This window comes from Cytophagales bacterium, from assembly GCA_019456305.1.
Classification (GTDB): Bacteria; Bacteroidota; Bacteroidia; order Cytophagales; family VRUD01; genus VRUD01.
Map to the genome: position 1 here is coordinate 1 of VRUD01000020.1, position 22706 is coordinate 22706.

Annotated in this window: 16 protein-coding genes and 3 pseudogenes; 10 read left to right on the forward strand and 9 right to left on the reverse strand. The window is 37.3% G+C overall.

Features of this window, described 5'->3' with window-relative positions:
• Nucleotides 1–168: 168 nt before the first annotated feature.
• Together FVQ77_06000 and FVQ77_06005 are read right to left on the reverse strand one after the other, a co-directional pair.
• The gene (locus FVQ77_06000; GenBank protein ID MBW8049883.1) at nt 169–438 is read right to left on the reverse strand and encodes a mycothiol system anti-sigma-R factor; all 270 of its coding nucleotides are present in this window, start codon (nt 436–438) and stop codon (nt 169–171) included.
• A gap of 74 nt (nt 439–512) precedes the next feature.
• Nucleotides 513–1097, reverse strand: coding sequence for a sigma-70 family RNA polymerase sigma factor (locus FVQ77_06005; protein MBW8049884.1), 585 nt, complete (start codon nt 1095–1097; stop codon nt 513–515).
• 221 nt (nt 1098–1318) lie between these two features.
• Between FVQ77_06005 and FVQ77_06010 the strand changes: the two genes are divergently transcribed.
• From FVQ77_06010 to FVQ77_06020, 3 genes are all read left to right on the forward strand, one after another.
• Entirely contained in the window at nt 1319–2659 is a 1341-nt protein-coding gene (locus FVQ77_06010) for an O-antigen ligase family protein (GenBank protein MBW8049885.1), read from the forward strand.
• Between the two features lie 214 nt (nt 2660–2873).
• Nucleotides 2874–3566: a class I SAM-dependent methyltransferase gene (locus FVQ77_06015; GenBank protein MBW8049886.1), complete on the forward strand. Its 693-nt coding sequence runs from the start codon at nt 2874–2876 to the stop codon at nt 3564–3566.
• Between the two features lie 281 nt (nt 3567–3847).
• Entirely contained in the window at nt 3848–4939 is a 1092-nt protein-coding gene (locus FVQ77_06020; GenBank protein MBW8049887.1) for a glycosyltransferase family 4 protein, read from the forward strand.
• Between the two features lie 49 nt (nt 4940–4988).
• Here the strand turns inward: FVQ77_06020 and FVQ77_06025 are convergent, their stop codons facing one another.
• The 4 genes from FVQ77_06025 to FVQ77_06040 all read right to left on the reverse strand — a co-directional run bounded on the left by FVQ77_06025 (nt 4989) and on the right by FVQ77_06040 (nt 9557).
• Nucleotides 4989–5681: a class I SAM-dependent methyltransferase gene (locus tag FVQ77_06025; protein MBW8049888.1), complete on the reverse strand. Its 693-nt coding sequence runs from the start codon at nt 5679–5681 to the stop codon at nt 4989–4991.
• Nucleotides 5682–5698: 17 nt separating this feature from the next.
• Nucleotides 5699–7018, reverse strand: coding sequence for an adenosylhomocysteinase (locus FVQ77_06030; GenBank protein MBW8049889.1), 1320 nt, complete (start codon nt 7016–7018; stop codon nt 5699–5701).
• Between the two features lie 326 nt (nt 7019–7344).
• Nucleotides 7345–8658: a GTPase HflX gene (gene hflX, locus FVQ77_06035; protein MBW8049890.1), complete on the reverse strand. Its 1314-nt coding sequence runs from the start codon at nt 8656–8658 to the stop codon at nt 7345–7347.
• Between the two features lie 218 nt (nt 8659–8876).
• Complete coding sequence (locus FVQ77_06040) at nt 8877–9557, reverse strand: hypothetical protein (protein MBW8049891.1); 681 nt, start codon at nt 9555–9557, stop codon at nt 8877–8879.
• A 206-nt stretch (nt 9558–9763) separates the two neighbouring features.
• Here FVQ77_06040 and FVQ77_06045 point away from each other — a divergent pair, with 206 nt between their 5' ends.
• The 3 genes from FVQ77_06045 to FVQ77_06055 all read left to right on the forward strand — a co-directional run bounded on the left by FVQ77_06045 (nt 9764) and on the right by FVQ77_06055 (nt 13183).
• Complete coding sequence (locus FVQ77_06045) at nt 9764–10828, forward strand: branched-chain amino acid aminotransferase (GenBank protein MBW8049892.1); 1065 nt, start codon at nt 9764–9766, stop codon at nt 10826–10828.
• Nucleotides 10829–10922: 94 nt separating this feature from the next.
• Entirely contained in the window at nt 10923–11993 is a 1071-nt protein-coding gene (locus FVQ77_06050; GenBank protein ID MBW8049893.1) for a M42 family metallopeptidase, read from the forward strand.
• A gap of 80 nt (nt 11994–12073) precedes the next feature.
• A complete protein-coding gene (locus tag FVQ77_06055) occupies nt 12074–13183 on the forward strand; it encodes a tetratricopeptide repeat protein (protein ID MBW8049894.1) in 1110 nt (369 codons plus the stop codon).
• Between the two features lie 35 nt (nt 13184–13218).
• Here FVQ77_06055 and FVQ77_06060 read toward each other — a convergent pair.
• The 3 pseudogenes from FVQ77_06060 to FVQ77_06070 all read right to left on the reverse strand — a co-directional run bounded on the left by FVQ77_06060 (nt 13219) and on the right by FVQ77_06070 (nt 16620).
• Nucleotides 13219–13494, reverse strand: a pseudogene (locus FVQ77_06060) (hypothetical protein).
• A 498-nt stretch (nt 13495–13992) separates the two neighbouring features.
• Nucleotides 13993–15030, reverse strand: a pseudogene (locus FVQ77_06065) (ATP-binding cassette domain-containing protein).
• Between the two features lie 978 nt (nt 15031–16008).
• Nucleotides 16009–16620: pseudogene (locus tag FVQ77_06070) on the reverse strand (excinuclease ABC subunit A).
• A 111-nt stretch (nt 16621–16731) separates the two neighbouring features.
• On the opposite strand from FVQ77_06070, the gene FVQ77_06075 reads away from it, so the two are divergent.
• The 4 genes from FVQ77_06075 to FVQ77_06090 all read left to right on the forward strand — a co-directional run bounded on the left by FVQ77_06075 (nt 16732) and on the right by FVQ77_06090 (nt 22606).
• Nucleotides 16732–18042, forward strand: a complete 1311-nt coding sequence (locus FVQ77_06075) for a T9SS type A sorting domain-containing protein (protein ID MBW8049895.1) — start codon at nt 16732–16734, stop codon at nt 18040–18042.
• A gap of 246 nt (nt 18043–18288) precedes the next feature.
• Nucleotides 18289–19911, forward strand: a complete 1623-nt coding sequence (locus tag FVQ77_06080) for a UDP-N-acetylmuramoyl-L-alanyl-D-glutamate--2,6-diaminopimelate ligase (protein ID MBW8049896.1) — start codon at nt 18289–18291, stop codon at nt 19909–19911.
• 4 nt (nt 19912–19915) lie between these two features.
• Complete coding sequence (locus FVQ77_06085) at nt 19916–21175, forward strand: phospho-N-acetylmuramoyl-pentapeptide-transferase (GenBank protein ID MBW8049897.1); 1260 nt, start codon at nt 19916–19918, stop codon at nt 21173–21175.
• A 195-nt stretch (nt 21176–21370) separates the two neighbouring features.
• Complete coding sequence (locus tag FVQ77_06090; protein MBW8049898.1) at nt 21371–22606, forward strand: hypothetical protein; 1236 nt, start codon at nt 21371–21373, stop codon at nt 22604–22606.
• Nucleotides 22607–22706 lie beyond the last annotated feature (100 nt).

Below are 22706 nucleotides of genomic sequence, written 5' to 3' on the forward strand. Positions count from 1 at the left end.
ATTGAATTACTATTAAATTACTACGAGTGACAATATTGTTTAATTCAACAAAGCATAATAACCCTTATTTATGCAACTAAGTACTAGCGCATGGAGCATAGCGTAAAGAACGCTGCATTTTGTTCTCTCCTCTATGCACCATGCGCTATGCTCTCTGCACAATGCGCATTAAGCCATCTGATTTATTCTTGCTCTGATCATTTCCACAAGTCCTTTAGGGACAGGCTTACGTTCCAGCTTGTTTTTGAGCACTTTTTTTACTGCATTTTCAAGATGGTATTGCTTTAAGCATGGCATACATTTTTCAATATGCTTCGTAAAATATGCTTCTTCTTCTGGTGTAGCTTCACCGTCAATGATAAGCCCAAGCGTTTTAATGCACTCTTCACAATTCATACATTTTTGTGAACTACTTTGCTCTTTTTTAGATTTATCCATTATAAATTAATTCTGACATAATCCCATAGAAATAATATATTTTATGATTACAATATTGCGTAATTAAATTGTTGCTACTTATACCCCATTTTCTTTGCATATTTTTTCAATATTTCTTTAAGAATGTTCCTTGCTCTATGCAGCCGTGAACGAACTGTTCCGATAGGAATATCTAATATTTTAGCAATTTCATCATAAGTAAAACCCTCCAGGTCACACAAAATAATTACGGTTCTGAAATCAACATCTAATGAATTGAGGGCGTTGGTAATTTCATCACCAATCATATCCTGCACCGTTTCTATCCTCAGATCTACTACGATGTTTTTATCAAATACATCTCCCGCTTCTCTGTTATAATTTGCTTCTATTTCATTATAATCAATCTTATGAGGTTGCTTGATCTTTTTCCTGAATTCATTAATAAAACTGTTTTTTAATATCCTGAACAACCAAGCCCTGGCATTAGTTCCTGACTGATATGAATCAATAAAGCGGTATGCTTTATAATATGTTTCCTGTACAAGGTCTTTAGAATCATCCTCGTCTAATGTTAACCTGTATGCCAGATTATAGAGTGAATTTATTTGAGGCAGCAACTCTTTTTCAAAGAGCTTATCTTTTGATGCTTTATTACTATTTTTTACCTTAATGTGCATTTACCCGCTCCGTTAGATGTTTTAAGTTTGTAAAATACAGTGTTTTTTTGATAATAAGAATTAATATTACGTTCAAGGTTAATAATATTGTTCCAAAATTAAAGTTTATTTTTAAAAAAACATATAGAACATCTACAGTAAAAAAAGTTCTGAAGTGCAAAGTGGTTAGCATGTAGGAGCATTTAAACACTTTTTCCTCTTCACTTCAGCACTTAAAAATTATGATAATTAACAACAAATATACCCATTATCTGTTTTTAGTACTCTTTATTTCACTGCCCATTTCAAAAGGCCTTGCCTCAACGTGTGAAGTATTATTGATCTTTTTATCCCTACTCAGATTAAAAGATATAAATATTAAATATCTGATTAAGGAAAATAAACATGTAGTAAGTATTTGCTTGATTTTTCTTTGTTTTTTAGTTGGTTTACTTTACACGTCTGATCTGGTCAACGGCTTAATTGTTCTTAAACGTCATCATCGGCTCTTTGTTATTCCATTTATTGTCCTGCTCAATCCTGGCCTTATTGAAAAATATGGCAGACAATACATATTAGCTTTTATTCAGGGAACTGCCTTTGCCTGCCTTGTTACAATAATTTTTTACTTAATTCCTGAAGCTCAACTAATCAAATTAATTAATAATATACCACTATTGCAAGAATATCCATTAAATAAAGATAGAATATTATTTGGACTTTATTCACCTTTTATTGACAGGTTACAATTTAGTAATCTGATAGCTGTTGCTTCTATAAGCTCTTGTTATTTGTTTTTTGCGGAGCTTCCTCTGTGGAGTAAACAGACCCGCCTGCCAAAGCCTTGGCGCAGGCAGGCAAATAAAAAAAGAATCTATATTCTATTTCTATTTTTAACATTAATAATTACATCTTCATTATTAGGTGGCAGAGGCGGGCAGTTAGGATTGTTAGCAGGTTTAATGGTTTTTTTTATTTGCTTGTTTTACAACTATTTGCAACCAAAACTGATGAAGCGAATTGGCAAATTTTTTGCGTCTTCTTTGTTCATGCTAATAATTATTTTTTTTGCTGTATCAATCCCTTACTGTGCTTATAAATTTATACCTCCGGTCCATAAACGTTATAATCAATTATTCTGGGAGCTGGAAGTATCTAAAAACTTAAAAAAGGACGATGAAAGAATTCGTGACTTCACCAGTGTGCGAAGAATTGTATCGTGGAAAAATACCTGGCAGTTAATAAAACAAAATCCTGTGTTGGGTGTAGGTACAGGAGATTATATATATGAACTAAGTAAAATCTATGAAAAAGACCAGTATGATCTGCCTGTAAATTCCCACTCTCAATATTTGTATATTTGGGCCTCAATAGGTATTTGGGGATTGATAGTCTTTATTTTGGTTATCTTTTATTGGCTGTATTCTCTCAGGAATGCACAAATAATCTTTATATATGGATTGTCATTCTTATCTTTTTACCTGACAACTATGCTTTTTGACGCATCATTAATTAAACAGATTGATAGTATGACGTTCTCTTTATTCATGTCATTTATTGGTATATTAGGAAATAAGAAATGACTATACACAACGACTTAATTAAGTAACTAAATTCTTAAATCTTGACACTTTTTGGCAAAATATTTTTATACATTCTGAAACAAGTCCATCCCGAGTACTCGGGAGCAGTCCACAGTCGCCAATGTTGCTGACTGCCGACTGCCGATTGCCGACTGTTGACTGTTGATTAATAACTTGTTTGGTTCTGGCTACGCCAGCTTAGTCATTTATAACTATGAGCAACGAAGTTCTACCCATCGCAATGCCGGGAATCCATGAAAAATTTTTCCCTTATTTTTTAAAAATAATTGGAAAAGACCCGAAGGAGCTACAAGTCCTTGAAGTTGGAGCAGGGCATGGCGCATTTACAAAAAAATTATATGAACATGGTTTCAGCATTAGTGCCTGTGATTTGTTTCCGGAAATATTTATGTTTGATAAAGTAGCATGTAAAAAAGCTGATTTGACAAAAAAACTTCCTTATGAGAATGGATCATTTGATGTGATTATTGCTGTTGAAGTTATGGAGCACATTCTTGACCATGAAAGTTTCTTTCAGGAATGTAAACGAATATTAAGGCCCAATGGCAAATTAATTTTTTCAACTCCCAATATAATTTCATTAAAATCAAGGATCAGGTTTTTGCTCTCTGGTTTTTACTATAGTTTTAAACCCTTGGATTTGTATAATAATGATGGCCTTCAACATGTAGCATCATTAACCATAGATCAGTATAATTATATTGGCATTCGTAACGGTTTTGAAATATATTCTATAGACATTGACAAATTTCAATCAACCTCAAAATATTTAATGTTTTTTTACCCACTCATATATCTTTACTGTCGATTAAAGAAAATACAAATCCATAATAATACTAAATTGCTACTGGGCAGAGTACTTTTTATTACCTTTCAAAGAACATAACAAAGTAAGTTAATTAAAAATAAAATTAGTCTCGAGTACTCGGGATAAAGTAAAAATAATAAGTTAGTTACTGGGTACTGGGCACTGGGTACTGGGTGATGGTAGTGAATAATGTCAGAAAGAATTACCAACCTGCCTACCGAAAGCAAATAACCCAGAACCCAGTAACCAGAGCCTAGTAGCTGTTTATTAATAGCACAAATAATAGATTTGAATATAAATTTCATTTAAACATCGAAATTCCGATACAATAAAATAAGGTTTACTCCTTAACACCCACGATGAAAATTTTACACTTAAGCTCTGAAAGAACATGGCGGGGCGGAGAACAGCAAATCGCTTACCTTATTGAAGAGTTACAAAATAAAAATGTTCACTGTTTTGTTGCCTGCCGTAAAAATTCAGCATTTGAATCTTATTGTAAAAAACAATTAATTGACCACGTTTCTCTTCCATTTGCCAATGAATTTGACATAATCACTGCCTTGAGAATAAAAGAATTTTGCAAATATATAGGAATTGATCTGGTGCACCTCCATAGCAGCCATTCACACGCAATAGGAGTATGGTCTCACCTGTTAGGTAATAACCTCCCGATTATTTTAAGCAGAAGGGTGGATTTTCCGGTAAAAAATAATTTTCTATCACGTTTTAAGTACAATTATAATGGAATTAAAAAAATCGTTTGTGTGTCAGAAACAATTAAAGAAATAGTTGCTAAAGGTATAAAAGATCATTCAAAATGCGTAACTGTATATAGTGGTATTGACCCGAACAAGTTTAAAGGAAAAACAAACCGGAATATATTACGGGAAGAATACAAAATACCAGCCAATAATGCAATCATTGCAAATACATCGGCTATCGCGCCTCATAAAGATCACTTTACTTTCGTAAATACTGCTGAAGAATTGATCACGCAAAAGATAAAAGCCAAATTTTTTATCATTGGAGCCGGCCCTTCGTACAACGAAATTGCCAACTATATAGAACAAAAACAGCTTGAGCAACACATTTATATGACGGGCTTCAGGGATGATATTCCTGATATTTTTCCTGAAATAGATATTTTCTTAATGACCTCTAAAACCGAAGGGCTGGGTACAGCTATACTAGATGCTTTTGCCAATAAGATACCAGTTGTGGCTACACGTGCAGGTGGTATTCCGGAGATAGTGATCAATGAAAAAACAGGTCTGACGGCAGAGATAAAAGATCATGGATCATTAGCCCGGTGTGTAATTCGTCTTTTAAACGATGAGCGGTTAAGAGAACGGTTAACAGAGGATGCCTGCAACAGCTTGAAAGATTATACAAAAGAAAAAATGGCTGAAAAGACGCTGGAGATATATAGGGAAGTAATTAATTTATAATGTATAAATCAAATTCAGTGGAGAGCTTCTGGTTTTCTCAAATAGTTCTTTATTTAATTAATTCTTTTAATTTAAATACAATCCTTTTTAATATATTTTGATTTCCTGTCGTTAACCACGTAATCACATTATAAGTTATAAGTGATTTAGTAGTATAAAATTCTTTGAAATACATACCATTTCTTTTGTCAAGCCCAACTTTTTGATACAATGCAAAATTCCTTAATGGGGTTTTTAATTTTATATAATCATTTCGATTCTTTTTTATAAATGACATTACAAGCTGGGTACTACGCATCCAGGTGTCGTGAAGTAAAATATATCCTTTATTTTCTAATAACAAATCAGAATAATAAAAATCAATTAATATACCATCGAACTTATGATCCCCGTCAATAAATATAAATTTGAATAATTGTTTTTTTTCTAATAGCTCTGGCAAAATATTATGAGAGTAATCATTGCGAAAATCTAATAAATTTTGTAACCCTATCTTTTCAATGTTTTTAAGCCCTAAATATTGGTAATTAGCTTGAAAAGGATCAATAACTATGTGTTTACATTCTGAGGCAGCTATAATATTCGAAGCAGAACGAGCATAACCAAATCCTGTTTCAAGGGTTTTTTTTATATCATGTTCTTTTATAAAGTTATAGATATATTCAGCTTCCAATATTTTTATTGATGTTACCTTATCTTCTTCTGGTATCACTAATTTGTCATCAATCTCTTTTGGTGTCATTTGGATTTTGAAGTTTATCAATACCTATACCACTCTGCCTTATACGGCCCTTCAACCTTCACCCCGATATATTTAGCTTGTTCCGGGGTCAATGTTTCTAATTCAACTCCAACTTTCTCAAGGTGCAGTTGGGCGACTTTTTCGTCAAGATGCTTTGGCAGGGTGTAAACCTTGTTTTCGTATTTGCCTGTATTATTCCACAATTCAATTTGTGCCAGAGTCTGGTTGGTGAAAGAATTAGACATCACAAATGATGGATGCCCTGTGGCACAGCCCAAATTTATGAGACGCCCCTCAGCAAGCAGGATAATATCTTTGCCATCCACTGTATATTTATCAACCTGGGGTTTGATAGTTTCTTTGGTATGGTCATAATTGTCATTCAACCATGCCACATCAATTTCATTATCAAAATGACCTATATTGCAAACAATGGCCTTGTCTTTCATTATCTTAAAATGACGGCTGCCAATTATATCTTTATTACCTGTGGCTGTAACAACAATATCTGCTCGCTTCACAGCATCTTCCATTTTCTTCACTTCAAATCCTTCCATCGCTGCCTGCAATGCACAGATCGGGTCAATTTCCGTAACAATAACCCTGGCGCCGGCTGCTCTTAATGATTCTGCAGAACCTTTACCAACATCGCCATACCCGGCAACTACAGCCACTTTTCCTGCTATCATCAGGTCCGTAGCTCTCCTGATCCCGTCAACAAGTGATTCCCGGCAGCCATACTTATTATCAAATTTTGATTTTGTAACCGAGTCGTTCACATTGATTGCAGGTACCGGTAAAGTGTCTTTTTCCATTCTTTCATAAAGCCGGTGTACACCTGTAGTAGTTTCTTCGCTTATTCCTTTTGTACCTTGAGCTAATTCAGGATACTTATCAAGCACCATATTGGTTAGGTCACCGCCATCATCGAGGATCATATTTAAAGGCTTTCTATCCTCTCCGAAAAATAGCGTTTGCTCTATACACCAATCAAACTCCTCTTCAGTCATTCCTTTCCACGCATAAACAGCGATACCTGCTTTAGCTATTGCAGCAGCAGCATGATCCTGCGTTGAAAATATATTGCATGAAGACCAGGTGACTTCAGCGCCTAATTCAATTAAAGTTTCTATTAAAACAGCAGTCTGAATGGTCATGTGTAAACAACCTGCGATCCTGGCGCCTTTTAACGGCTTTTTAGGGCCATATTCTTTCCTGATTGCCATCAATCCTGGCATTTCGGCTTCAGCTAAATTGATCTCTTTTCTGCCCCATTCGGCAAGGGAGATATCTTTTACTTTATTTTTCACGTTTTTGTCAATTGTTGTGGTTTCCATAATATTATGATTTAAAGGTTTATAGTATAATTATTTTTAATGACTGTCCGCTTTTTTATACCAAAAACATTACTTGACCATGATTCCCGAGTACTCGGGATGGTTGCATGACGTGTTATTGATAATTTGATAAAAAAACGGATACTCATTTTATTTTTTTCAAAGACCCCATAATATTGACTGCAAAGGTAGAAAATATAGTTGTATAAAACAAACTATGAATCTAAAAAATACGGCACCTGCCAGGGATAAATGATCTGAATATTTTTATCTATGCACTTTACCATTAACCACAGAACCAAACAAAATCACTACGAATTCGGGTCTTATTCGTACTTTATTTTCATCCAATTAGGATATATTGAGTGATGTATAGGCGCTGCTTTTTTATATATTGCTTTGCGTAATTCCTCAATATTGATCTTTCCCAGGGCTGAAATAAATATTGTTGTCTTCCCGCTCTTAGCAAAATAAGTGGATTTAAGTTCTTTTGTAGAGACGTTGCATGTTGAAGATTCTCTGAAATCCCGATTTGTCGGGGCAACGTCTCTACAAAAGGATGACTTATCCTGCCCGTTTAACGAATAATTTGGATGGTATAGATCTATTTTATTAAACACCAGTATGGTAGGTTTGTTTGCAGCGCCTATTTCTGCCAGTGTACTGTTTACAACATCAATATGTTCTTCAAAACAGGGATGGGCAACATCCACAACGTGCAATAACAGATCTGCTTCACACACCTCATCCAATGTTGACTTAAACGATTCTATCAGGCTATGGGGTAACTTTCTAATAAAACCAACAGTATCGGTCAGTAACAAAGGAATTTGGTTTTGAGGACTGGTGTCGTCCCTCGCCCCCCGTCTCTCATCCCTCGTCCCTCTTATAACTACCTTTCTGACTGTTGAATCCACAGTAGCAAACAGTTTGTTTTCGGCAAAAATATTTGAACCGGCCAGAAGATTCATCAAAGTAGATTTACCCGCATTGGTATATCCTACAAGTGCTACCCGAACCAACTTTCCCCTGGATTTACGCTGGGTTATCATCTGCCGGTCTATTTTTTCAAGATTCTTTTTAAGCAGTGATATTTTATTTCTCATAATTCTTCTGTCTGTTTCCAGTTCTTTTTCACCCGGACCTCGCAATCCAATACCCCCTTTTTGTCTTTCAAGATGTGTCCATAGCCCTTTTAAGCGCGGGAGCAAATACTCCATTTGTGCCAACTCTACCTGTGTTTTTGCCTGTGCGGTTTTAGCTCTAATAGCAAAGATATCTAATATTAAGGCAGTGCGGTCCAGGATCTTGCATTGAAGCTCTTTTTCAAGGTTTGTTTGCTGAGCAGGAGAGAGTTCCTCATCAAAAATAACCATATCAACATCATTTGCTGTAATGTAAGCTTTAATTTCATTGAGCTTCCCTTTTCCTACAAAAGTTTTCGGATGGGGGAAATCATACCGTTGTGTAAAACTTTGTAACGTTCTGGCCCCTGATGTTTCGGCTAAAAATGTTAATTCTTCCAGGTATTCCTTTGTCTTTGCCAAAGGTTGTTTTTCATTAATTAATGCAACCAAGATGGCTTTTTCTGGTTGCTGAATACTAGATGCTGGATGCCGGTTGGTTGATACTTGATGCATAATGTTTGCCTGTTGGGCATCTCTAAAAACTACACCATACATTCCCCTCTATCAAGAGGGGCAAGGGGTGTGTTTTAAAAAATATGTAGTTTTTAGAGATGCCCTGTTAATACCCGATATTAGATATTGCCAGCCTTCGGCTGGTCACCCGCAGGGTGGGATACTGTCATTATTAATAGTCATAGTTATAGTTATAGTTATTGTCTACTGTCTACTGTCTACTTTTTAAATGTGTCCAGATATAAAGCAATAGATTCAATTTCACTATCAGAAAGTTCTTTCCTATATCCCTTCATCACACCTTTACCATTAGCGATGATCTGTTTTTTTTCATGGTTACTCATCGTACTTTTGCTTAGATCGCTTGCTTTAAATTTCCCCAGCTTACCGTCAGTTCCATGGCAGTTTAAACATAATTGATCATATATGGCTTTGGCGTTAGCAATTGCAACATTCTCATTAGATGAGAGAATTTTTGATGCCATATTTTCTGATGAAGTATCATTTTGTCCTGCCTTTAAATTTAAGTGTTGGATACTTTTTTTAAACTTAATACTTTTAGTTTCAGCCACTCCATATACATAAATGAATGCAAACAATGAAAGAAGAACCAACACAACATTATTTTTAATGAAACCTGCTATACCCAAAGGAATAGCGATTAAAACTATAACAACCTTAATGATAAGCCAGCTTTCGTATTGACCCTGTATCCAAAGTAGATAAATACCTGTTATTAATATCAACGCCCCTAATATCATTTCAGCTATCTTTGTTTTGGCACGTACCTTTGCGAGTAATTCCTGCTTTTTTACTACCAGTAAAACTGCTTTTACAAGAAATAAAAGCATAAAAATCACAACAACTAATACATGAGTGTGTAACATACCTGTATCCATAAGTGATAATTTTTAAAATGTTATAATGTAAAATGCATTATTTTACGCCATCAACCGTCAAATATACATATTTTAGGTAAACCATACAAAATAAATATGAATTTTTTCTTGCTATATTTTTTTCTTAAAAAATATTATGTGTATACTTGCAATAATTAAATGTAAAGTTTATTTTCTAACAATCCCTAAAACCAACTGCAACAGCCATGATTGACACGCTCGATATAAATATTGAAACAGTTGAGAGATCAAGAATTTCTGATGTTGATTTTGATGATATCAAATTCGGAAAAATTTGTTCTGACCACATGTTTATAGCTGATTACAAAGATGGTTCATGGAATAACTTTCGGATCTCTCCGTATGGCAATTTAAGAATAAGCCCTGCAAACCTGGCGCTTCATTACGGACAATCGGTATTTGAAGGATTGAAGGCTTATAAAAGCGAAGAAGGAGACGTGTTGATCTTCAGGCCGTATGATAATGCCCAAAGGTTGAATATATCTGCACACAGAATGTGTATGCCCCCCTTTCCGGAAGATATTTTTATACAGGCAATAACTAATTTACTTGAATTAGACAAACAATGGATCCCTTCAAATCCTGATTGCGCTCTTTATATCAGGCCATTCATGTTTGCTTCTGATGAATATATCGGAATAAAACCTTCAGATACATACAAATTCCTGGTTATCACCAGCCCGGTTGGCCCATATTACCCCGAGCCCATTAAGGTTTATGTAGAAACAAAATATACCCGGTCTGTACAGGGAGGTGTAGGTTTTGCAAAAGCTGCAGGGAATTATGGCGCTGCGCTTTATCCTGCCAAATTAGCCCAGGACAAAGGATATCGCCAGCTTATCTGGACAGATGCTGTTGAACACAAATACATAGAAGAGTCGGGCACTATGAACATTATGTTTGTATTTGGAGATACCCTGGTAACCCCACCCGTAAGCGATACCATCCTTGACGGAATTACCCGCAGAAGTGTTCTCCAATTAGCAAAAGACCTGGGTGTGAAAGTGGAAGAAAGACCCGTCAGCATTAACGAGATGATTGATGGGTATGAAAAGGGCATACTCAAAGAAATATTTGGCGTAGGCACAGCAGCTACAATTGCACCCATTACGGTAGTAGGTTATCAGGACGAAGATTATATATTACCAGACTTTACCACAGCCGGGGTTTCACAAAAAATTGCAAAGACACTTGAAGGAATAAAAACAGGGAAAATTGAAGATGTGCATGATTGGGTTTATAAGTTGTAACCCTATGCTAACCCCGCCTTTGGCGGGGCTAATGATACAAATTCAGCGTCAAATCCCACTTAACCACTAAATTACACGAATTTCACTAATTTATATGGACAATAAAAGTAAAAAATTTCTGGAAAAATACCTCAACAACGCATCACCCACCGGTTTTGAAGTTTCCGGCCAGAAGATCTGGCTGGAATATATTAAACCCTATATTGATGATCATTTTACCGATACCTATGGTACCGCAATGGGCATCATTAATCCAGTGGCTGATTATAAGGTTGTAATTGAGGCTCATGCAGACGAAATATCATGGTTTGTTAATTATATTACCAAAGAGGGTATTATTTATGTTTGCCGCAATGGCGGCTCCGACCATCAGATCGCTCCTTCAAAAAGAGTAAATATCCACACCAATAAAGGTATTGTGAAGGCTGTTTTCGGTTGGCCGGCAATTCATGTTCGGCAGGGTGAGAAGGAAGAAACACCCACTTTAAAGAATATTTTTCTTGACTGCGGGGCTAATTCCAAAAAAGAAGTTGAGAAGCTGGGCGTACACGTAGGATGTGTAGCGACATTTGAAGATGAATTGATGACCCTTAACAATAAATATTTTGTAGGGAGGGCATTGGATAACCGCATAGGCGGGTATATGATTGCCCAAGTGGCTAAGATGCTTAAGGAAAAAAAGAAAAAGCTCCCTTTTGGATTGTATATTGTCAATTCGGTGCAGGAAGAGATCGGACTGAGGGGTGCCGAGATGATCGCAAACCGCATCAAGCCAAATGTAGCGCTTGTCACAGATGTATGCCACGATACCCAAACCCCGATGTATGATAAAAAGAAAAGCGGGGATGTCTCAACAAGTAAAGGGCCTGTCTTAACCTACGGCCCGGCTGTACATAATAATCTGCTGGAGATGATCATCAAAGTAGCAGAAAAGAAAAAGATATCCTTCCAGAGATTAGCTACTTCCCGCAGTACAGGTACGGATACCGATGCATTTGCATATTCAAATGAAGGTGTTGCCTCAGCGCTGATATCTTTACCTTTAAAATATATGCACACTACTGTAGAGTCTGTTCATAAACAAGACGTGGAGAATGTGATTAGGTTGATATATGAGTTTTTGGTCCAGCTAAAAAACGGGCATGATTTCAGCTATATTAAGTAGCTATTGGTTTATTAGTTAATAGTTTTAGTTAGTTAAATTGCAAAAAAAATCATCAATAATTATAAACAACCCCTAAAGCCATGAAACAATTAATTCCCATTTTCCTTTTATTTCTTTCCTGTAATGTTGCTGCTCAGGAAAAAGTTGATGATCTTACGCAAGGTAAAAATCAACTGGAACATAAACTCTATTCAGAGGCAATAGAAAGCTTTACGAAAGCCATACAAGCAGATGACAAAAACCATCAGGCATATTATTACAGAGGGTTAATAAATTCTTATATAGGCAAGGAAATCCAGGCAATAGATGATTATACCAATGCTATCAAGCTGGGCGCTCAAAATTATGAGGTTTATTATGAAAGAGGCCTTTTATATGTGATCACGGGTGATTATGACAAAGCTCTTGAAGATTACTCAAAATCTGTGTCTGTTAATCCCAATGCTGATGTCTATTATAAGATGGGTGTGTTAAGATCAAAAGTGGGCAAAGAAGAAAATGCAATTGAAGATTTCTCAAAAGCGATTAACCTGGATTCTGCCAAAGGATATTATTATTATTTCAGGGGAAATTCACAGCTTCGTCTGGGCAGGTATGGTGAAGCGTTGGGTGACCTGGATAAGTCCATAGAATTTGACTCTATTGATTATTATCAATTTTATAAAAGAGGTATTGTATATCATCATTTAAATAAATTTGATGATGCAGTTGAAAATTTTTCCAGGTGCTTGCGCCTTAACCCTAATTTTCCACTTTGTTATTACAACCGGGCCACAGCACATAAAAATTCAGGAGAATATTTTTTAGCCATACAAGACTTTGATAAATGCCTGAAGCTTAACCCTAAAAATCTGGATGCTTATTTGAGCAGGGGAATTACTTATGAATATCTTAACAAATATAAAGAAGCAGAAAGGGATTACAGCAGCTATATTGAATTGAATCCCAACAATTATTCCGTTTACCGGAGAAGAGGAGATGCCCGTTTTTATTTGCAGGATTTTAAAGACGCTATTGATGATTACAACGTGGTAATAAAATCTAACCCTAATATAGCATTGGTTTATTTTAATCGGGGTATGGCAAAGTATGATCTCAAAGATGTGGATGGCGGCTGTAAAGATATTTTAAAATCAAAGGAGCTCGGATATAAATCAGGATATAGTATGATGAAAAAGAATTGCGAGTAGAGCACATAGCGTAGAGACGCCCAATTTGGGCGTCTCTACACGCTATGCATCATTTTCTCTCTTAAATACCGTGCAGTATGATTGTTCTTGACTTTGATCAGATCTTCAGGAACCCCGGCAAAGCAAACCCTTCCTCCCTTTTCACCGCCCTCAGGTCCAAGATCAATGATCCAATCAGCACATTTGACAACTTCCATATTGTGTTCAATGATCACAACCGAATGGCCCTGCTCTACCAAAGCAACCATGGAAATAAGTAGTTTCTTGATATCATGCGTATGCAAGCCGGTGGTAGGTTCATCAAAAATGAAGAATAAAGCCCCCCCCACCCCATCCCGAGTACTCGGGAGGACTTTGCCATCGCTTTTGCCTTTGGCAATTGGGGTGGTGAAGTCCCCCCTTCGGGGGGATTTAGGGGGGCTGTTAGGGGGGCTGGCTGGGGGGCTGGTAGGGGGGCTATGGGGGCTTCCCTTTCCCAAAAAAGATGCAAGTTTAACCCGCTGAGCTTCACCCCCACTGAGGGTATTGGAAGGCTGACCCAAACAAATATAACCTAACCCTACCTTTTGCAAAGGTATCAGTGCATTAATGATATTGGGTTTGTCTTTGAAAAAGATCAGAGCGTCATCTACAGTCATGTCCAAAACTTCAGAAATATTGCCCCCCCCTCCAGCCTCACCTAAATCCGCCCCGACAATATTTCTTGCCGAATCGGTGAATCGCTTCGTTTTACTGCTCTCCGTTTCTCCGATTCCCCGTTTCTCCGATTCAAGGGGGCTTGGAGTTAGAGGCGGGCTGCTGGAGCTGGCATATCTAACATCTAATATTTCCTGTTTGAACCTTTTTCCTTTGCAACTTTCGCAAGTTAGATTGATGTCAGCCAAAAACTGCATTTCAATAGTTACCGTGCCTGCTCCCTGGCAGGTATCGCACCTCCCGCCATCAACATTAAAAGAAAAATGAGCAGGTTTGTAGCTTCGGGCTTTAGATAATGGTTGGTCAGTATATAACTGACGGATGAGATCATAAGCTTTTATATGGGTTACGGGATTAGAGCGTGAAGACTTACCAATTGGGTTCTGGTCAACAAATTCAACCTGGGAGATATACTCCAGGGCGCCTTCTATTTTCTCAAACTTGCCGGTATGTTCATCTTTGCCAATAGCACGATATCCGTTGCTACTGTTACTCTTCAAGAGTGCAGGGTATAAAATTTGTTTTACCAGGGTAGATTTTCCCGAACCGCTTACCCCGGTGATAACGCATATTACACCTATAGGAATTTTTATATCAATATTCTTCAAATTATTTTCGCTCGCCCCTTTTATGGCTATATGATCTTTCCATTTTCTGCGTAAACCGGGAACTTCAATTTTATCTTTTCCACTCAAATATTTTGCAGTATAAGTACTACCGTTGTTGACAAGTTCATCAAAAGCGCCTTCAAATACCAGCTTACCGCCATTAGAACCTGCATCCGGGCCAATGTCTATGATCCGGTCGGCCGCCTTCATGATCAATTCATCGTGCTCAACCACAATTACAGTATTACCCAGATCTCTTAATGATTCTAAAACGCCCGTTAATTGGGTGGTATCTCTCGGATGAAGGCCTATGGTAGGCTCATCCAGTATGTACATAGAACCTACCAAAGCGCTGCCCAATGAAGTGGCTAGTTTAATTCTTTGAAATTCACCTCCCGAAAGCGTTGATGTTAAACGGTTAAGCGTTAAATATCCCAGTCCGACATTTTTTAAATAACTTAATCTGTATTTTATTTCTGTAAGAAGTCTCCGGGCAATTTTATTTTCATGGTCATTGAATTTAGTAGATTCAAAAAATTCTAACACTCCCCCGACACCACCCCCCTTCCCTTCTGAACCGGAGAACCGGTGAGTGGGTGAATCGGTGAGCTTAGTCTGGTTCTCCCTATCTCCGATTCTCTGATTCTCTGATTCAGCAGGCTTTTTAGGGGCGGCTATGCTGCTAACAGGGAGTAAAAGCAGATCTGTAATTGATTTACCTGCTATTTTAACATAAGAGGCGTCCTCCCTTAATCTTGTGCCTTTGCAATCAGGGCAGGTAGTTTTGCCCCGGTATCGTGAAAGTAATACTCTGTATTGTATCTTGTATGTCTTTCTTTCTATATATTTGAAAAAATCATTTAAACCACGGAAGTGCTCATTGCCTGTCCATAAGAGCTCTTTTTCCTTATCAGTAAGATCGTTATAGGGCCTGTGGATGGGAAAGTTGAAATTTACACTGTTACTTATCAGGGGCTTGAGCCATGCACCCATCTTTTCACTCCTCCAGGGCGCAATCGCTGCATCATATACCGACAAACTTTTATCAGGTATAACCAGGTCTGTATCTACACCCAATATTTTGCCAAAGCCCTCACACTTTTTGCAAGCGCCATAAGGGTTGTTAAAGCTGAATAAGTTTACGCTGGGCTCTTCAAATAGTATTCCATCAGATTCAAAAAGATTAGAAAAATTTACGGTTTTTGAATTATCCCCTTTACTGTTTTTTAAATCATCATTCGTCAAAGATAATTCTAAAATACATTCCCCTTCCCCTTCAAAAAAAGCTGTTTGTACCGAGTCAGCTATCCTGAACTTATTATCTTCATCGTTTTTCTTTACAAGGTTTCTGTCAATTACTATAAAAATCAGGGTCCCCTTTTCAAGATAGTGATTATGTATTAAATCTGTAATTGCGGTCCCGAGTACTCGGGATGATTGTACTGATTGGGATTTGGAATTTGTTTTGAATTTTGGATTTCGAATTTCGTCCCGAGTACTCGGGATCGGATTTCGAATTTGATTTTCAAGTATATCCTCAATAAAATGAATCTCTCCATTCAGTGCAACCCTGGAATAACCTTTTTGCAGTAATATTTTCAGTTCATCCTGAACGGTTCTGTGTTCTTTTATTTTTAAAGGCGCCAGTATCGAGAACTTGTCACCTTCATTAAACCGGTGAATATAATCCACAACATCCGATACAGAATCTTTTTTGACAACATTTCCTGATTGAGGTGAGATTGTTTTTCCAATTCTGGCAAAAAGTAATTTTAAATAGTCATAAATTTCAGTTGAGGTACCCACCGTTGAGCGTGGATTTTTGGTGTTTGTTTTTTGGCCAATGGCTATGGCTGGGGAAACGCCTTTTATGTAATCTACCTGCGGTTTTTCCATCCTTGCCAAAAACTGCCGGGCATAAGCACTGAGGCTTTCAACATACCTCCTTTGTCCTTCGGCAAAAAGGGTATCAAATACCAGGGAAGATTTACCTGAACCGGAAAGCCCCGTTACCACTGTCAGCTTATTCCTTGGAAAGGCTACACTGAGATTTTTTAGATTATTTACCTTCGCGCCTTTGATGATGATATGATGTTTGGGATTGAGGGAGTCTATGTTTATTTTTTTTGCCATAAAAAGGATTTTATGGAATTTTTTTTTCTTATTTTTGCAAAGTTAATAAGATTGTAAGAAATTTTCTTTATTTACCTTGTAAAAACTATATTTATTTTAAATCATCTCGATATGAAAACTTTAATATTTTATCTGCTTTTCTTTTTGTTTCCTTACTTATCCATAGCACAATCCGACACTGTTGTAGTTAACTGGATATTCGGTTGGGGTGAGATTTGTGATGGGCCGAATGGAAGCTTTGCTTGTTCGGATGGCGCAACTGGCGACTGGAATAATGGTATCAAAGAATTCTTAGATCCAATACCTACTGGTAAAAAGGTGACAAAAATAGAAGTCACGGTATATAAAGTTGATTGTGGACTCAGCAAGCTAACAGTAGAACTAAATGGCCAAATAGTCAGTACAGAATGTTGTATCGGACCTTGTATGGGTCTACCTGGGGAATGTCGGCCGTCTACCCATATTCGATATACACCGGACGGCTTTCCGGGATACCAATATGGAGATACAAATATGATACAATTAATTCACGACACCCCATACGTATGCGTAGATGAAGCAGAAATTATTATTTACTATCAGGATACTACAATTACTACTGTAATTGATACGCCAGAGATATGGATGGTGACGGTAGATACTTCCACAAACAAGAATGAAATTATTTGGGACAAGGGGGTATATACAGCTCAATCCTATACAATATACAAAGAAACTTCTCCAAATCAATACGACTCGATTGGTAATATACCGTATAGCGCAAACAGTGTATTTACAGATAACAACTCAACTCCAGACAATCAATCCGAAAGATATAAAATAGCGTTAGTAGATTCTTTTAATAATACTTTACCCTTAAGCAATTTCCACGAAACAATTCACCTCACAGGAACAATGAATGGGACAACAGCTAATTTAACATGGACTCCATACCAAGGATTTACTGTAACTTCCTATAGAATATGGAGAGGAGCGTCATCTCAAATCATGACTCTTGTTGGCTCTGTTCTTTCAAATATTACTTCATATACAGACTTATCAGGTGACTCTTGCTATCTAATAGAAACTATTCGCTACATGAATTGTTCACAGAATTCATCAGTTCTCAACTACAATTCTTCAAAATCGAATTTATTATGTATTACCGACACAGGCACTACCGGAGTAGGTTTATTACCCTCAAGAAACATCAATGTTCTTATCAAAGCTCAAGGTTCCACAATAGTAATTACTGTCGACGGTGTCCAACAACAACTGTTCTTGACACTGCATAATCTGTTAGGGAAACAAATCGCCGCGAGACAATCAATAAATCATAACCGTTTTGTAATAGACACAGACGAATTCCCTTTTGGAATATATTTCTATAAATTACATACCGAGAAAACATTTGTTGACGCGGGAAAGTTTATTATTAGATGACGTGAAATTATTTGGGGCTACTACCTACAATCGAGGTATTCTTTGGACTTCGCCAACCCCGCAGGCTGGCTACTCGTTAAAAATGTCCACAGGACATTTTCTTAACACTCGTCCCTGTGCTTACTCATCCGTTCATATAATAATTCTAAATTTTTATAGCAAATATTATAAAAGTCTCTCAATTTTGAGGGACTTTTTTATTAAAAGCTTTTTTTATTATATATTGCTATCTTTATAAATAGCCTTATGCCAAATCTAAAAGACATATTATACAAAGTTTCCATAGAATCGGTCTCCGGCAGTACAGATATAAAAATTAATGACATACTTTTTGATTCACGAAACGTAAAAAAAGGGTCACTTTTTATAGCTGTGAAAGGCACTCAGGTTGATGGACATTCATTTATTAATGAAGCAATTGAAAAAGGGGCAGTTGCAATTGTAATGGAAAATGGAACCATCCGATATCCATCATCTAACATTAAACATTCAGTCTTCATCCAGGTCAAAGACAGCCGCGAAGCCCTTGCCGTCATTGCCTCCAACTTCTATGACAATCCTTCTGAAAAAATAAAATTAGTTGGGGTTACAGGCACAAATGGCAAAACCACCACTGTAACACTGCTGCACCAGCTTTTCAGGAAACTCGGGTATAATACCGGACTTATTTCTACGATTCAAAATAAAATCAACGAAGATATTGTAACAGCACCTAACACTGAGTACCCAGTACCCAGCACCCAGTCGGAGTGCAGCGGAGATCCCCCCGAGTACTCGGGGGGACACCCACTCACACTTACCACCCCCGACCCTGTTAGCATTAATCAATTGCTTGCTAAAATGAATAAGGCAGGATGTACCCATTGTTTTATGGAAGTAAGCTCGCACGGTATAGAGCAAAAGAGAATTGCGGGGCTTCATTTTTCAGCGGCCATCTTTACGAATATCACGCATGAACATCTGGATTACCACAGCTCATTTGATGAATATATCAGCACCAAAAAACATTTTTTTGATACCTTATCCTCATCAGCTTTTGCGCTTGTAAACCATGATGACAAAAGGTGGCATGTTATGCTGCAAAATACCAAAGCAGCAAAGTATAGTTATGCACTCAGGTCTGTTGCAGATTTCAAGGCAAAATTGGTTTCTAACACTTTGGAAGGTTTAGAGCTGGAAATTGATGGGAAACAGGTTTGGTTCAAATTGATTGGTACATTCAACGCCTATAATTTACTGGCAGCCTATTCAACGGCTGTACTTTTGGATGAGGTAACACAACCCCGATATGCTTCGCTACAGGGCAGGCATTCAGGTAGTGAAAAAGAAAATAAAGAAAAAATTCTAACCATATTGTCAGATTTAACATCTGTCAATGGCAGATTTGAAGTGGTGTCTGTTGCTTCACCACAAGCGCCAGGGCTCACTGCTATTGTGGATTACGCTCACACCCCTGATGCTTTAAAGAATGTACTGAGTACTATAAATGAATTAAAAAATGGCAACGCACAGTTAATAACGGTAGTAGGATGCGGAGGAAACAGAGATACATCAAAAAGGCCCATGATGGCTGGGATTGCCTGCCGGTTTAGTGATAAAGTAATATTTACTTCGGACAATCCGAGAAACGAAGCCCCTGAAAAGATAATTGAAGATATGCAGAAAGGGGTTAAAACTGCCGATCACAAAAAAACGCTAACCATAATAGAAAGAAAAGAAGCTATTAAAACGGCCTGTAGTATGGCAAATCCGGATGATATCATTATTATTGCCGGCAAAGGCCACGAAACTTACCAGGAGATCAAGGGAATTAGGAAGCCTTTTGATGATAAAAAAGTTTTAATTGAAACTTTGAAGTTATTACAATAGAACAATGTTTTACTATTTATTCGATTTTCTGGAAACAAAATATGACCTGGTTGGAGCGGGAGTTTTTCAATATATTTCATTCAGGTCCATCATGGCCTCTATACTGTCGCTACTCGTTGCTATGTATTTTGGAAAACGGTTAATTGCATTATTACAAAGAAAACAGGTTGATGAGAACATAAGAGAATTGGGATTAGCCGGCCAGACAGACAAAAAGGGTACGCCTACTATGGGAGGTTTGATCATTCTGATCGGTATATTAATACCTACCTTGCTTTTTGCCAAGATAGATAATATTTATATCATACTGATGCTTATTTCTACAGTATGGTTAGGCTTCATTGGCTTCATAGATGACTATATAAAAGTCTTTAAAAAGAATAAAGAGGGGCTTGCCGGAAGATTCAAGATATTTGGCCAGGTGGGACTGGGAATAATAGTGGGACTAACACTCTATTTTCACGAAGATGTAGTGATCAGGCAATATTCTGCAGAAAGTATAGAGTTACAGTTAGCTCAATATGAAAAACAGTACCTGGCTTCCCGCCAAAGTACATTGGCAGGCGGGCCTGATACGGATTACGTAGATACGAGATCCACCAAAACAACGATCCCATTTTTGAAAAATAATGAATTTGATTACGGCAGCCTTGTCAGTTTCATCAACAAGGATTTAACATGGCTGGTTTATGTCTTAATAGTTATATTTATTATCACAGCAGTTTCCAATGGCGCTAATTTAACTGATGGATTGGATGGACTCCTTGCCGGCTCTTCGGCAATTATCGGATTGACATTGGCTGTATTGGCTTACATATCCGGTAACATTATTTTCTCTGATTACTTAAACATCATGTATATTCCTAATTCAGGAGAATTGGTTATCTTTTGCGGTGCTTTTGTTGGAGCTTGTGTGGGCTTCTTATGGTATAATTCTTATCCTGCCAAAGTTTTTATGGGGGATACCGGCAGCCTTACATTAGGAGGTATTATTGCTGTGCTGGCGTTAACTATAAGAAAAGAACTTTTGATCCCCTTACTCTGCGGCATATTTTTAATTGAAATTGTGTCGGTTATTATACAGGTTTTATATTTTAAATATACCAAAAAGAGATTTGGACAAGGAAAGCGTATATTCAAAATGGCTCCTTTACATCATCATTATCAAAAATTAAATTTCCATGAATCAAAAATAGTAATGCGTTTCCTTATTATCTGTATGATGCTGGCTGTTTTAACGCTTGTAACGCTGAAATTGAGATAGGTTATTTGATAAGTACAAAGTAGAAAATAGGTAACTAATCAGTCGGAAGTCGGAAGACCGAAGTCGGAAGCAAAAACTTCTGGTTTTAAACAAAACACTAACACTATGAAATTTAAATTACGAAAATAGATTTTTTTTAGGGTAATTCCTTATCTTTGTAATAGATTTAACATCAAACACTAAACCCAGATAATCATGAAAAAAACACTTACAATCATAGCTGTTTGTTTAATTGCAAACTATGCGCTCTCACAAGCTTTTAAAGTTACCTTTGGTGGAGCGGGTGATGATCGCAGCAGAGCTGTCCGGCAAACCTACGATGGAGGTTATATTATAGTAGGAAGCACAAAGAGTTTCGGAGCAGGTGGTGCTGACGTTTATCTGATCCGTACAGATGCAAATGGAGATTCTCTTTGGACAAAAACCTATGGTGGAGCAGGTGAGGATATTGGCAGGTCGGTTCAGCAAACTACTGACTCCGGATTTATAATTACCGGATATACCAAGAGTTTTGGTGCAGGAGCCACTGATGTTTATCTGATCAAGACCGATGCAAGTGGAGATACGATCTGGACGAAGACTTATGGAGGAAAAGGTGATGATTGGGGTTATTCTGTTTCCATTGTAGGTCGGATTGATAATCCGACCGTTGTAGGTCGGATTGATAATCCGACCATAACAGAGAGGAAAGAACCTGGGTATATAATCGCAGGACAAACAAGAAGTTTCGGGATTTGGGATGTTTATTTGATACGTACCAATGTGAATGGTGATACGCTGTGGACAAAAACTTTTGGAGGAACAGGCGCCTGGTTTGGCAGGTCACTTCAGACTACTTTTGACGGAGGTTATATTATCATTGGACATTCATTTAGTATGGAAGCGGAAAATATTGATATTTGTTTGATCCGTACTAATGCGAATGGCGATACACTTTGGACAAAAACCCTTGGTGGGTTGGGTTATGATGGGGGCTATTCTGTTTCACGGGCGCTTGGGTCAGAAGATGCGTATGTGATCACAGGCGGGGGGAGCAGCTTTGGACCCAACGTTTCTGACGTTTATCTGATCAAGGTTATTGATAATGGAGATATACTGTGGACAAAAACCTTTGGCCATGGAAATAAGGACTTTGGCAATTCAGTTTCTCCTGTGATTGGAAATGACATAGGGTATATTATCGCAGGATATACAGCAAGTTGGGTAGAAATATCAGGAGAAGGAGCCTACACCTATGATGTTTTTTTGCTCCGTACAGATAGTGATGGTAATAAGATTTGGACAAAAACTTTTGGCGGAAAAAAATACGATGTTGCCTATTCGGTTCAGCAAACTGCTGATGGAGGATTTATTATCGCAGGTGAGACGAAAAGCTTCGGAGCCGGGAAGGCTGATGTATTCCTGATCAAGGTGGATAAGGAGGGGAATTAGTACTTAGTTGCAAAAGTAATAGTAATTAAAGCACATTGTATATCATCTTATAATGCAATCATAATGTCATTCGCGGTGTAAAATGCTTTAATATCTCGAA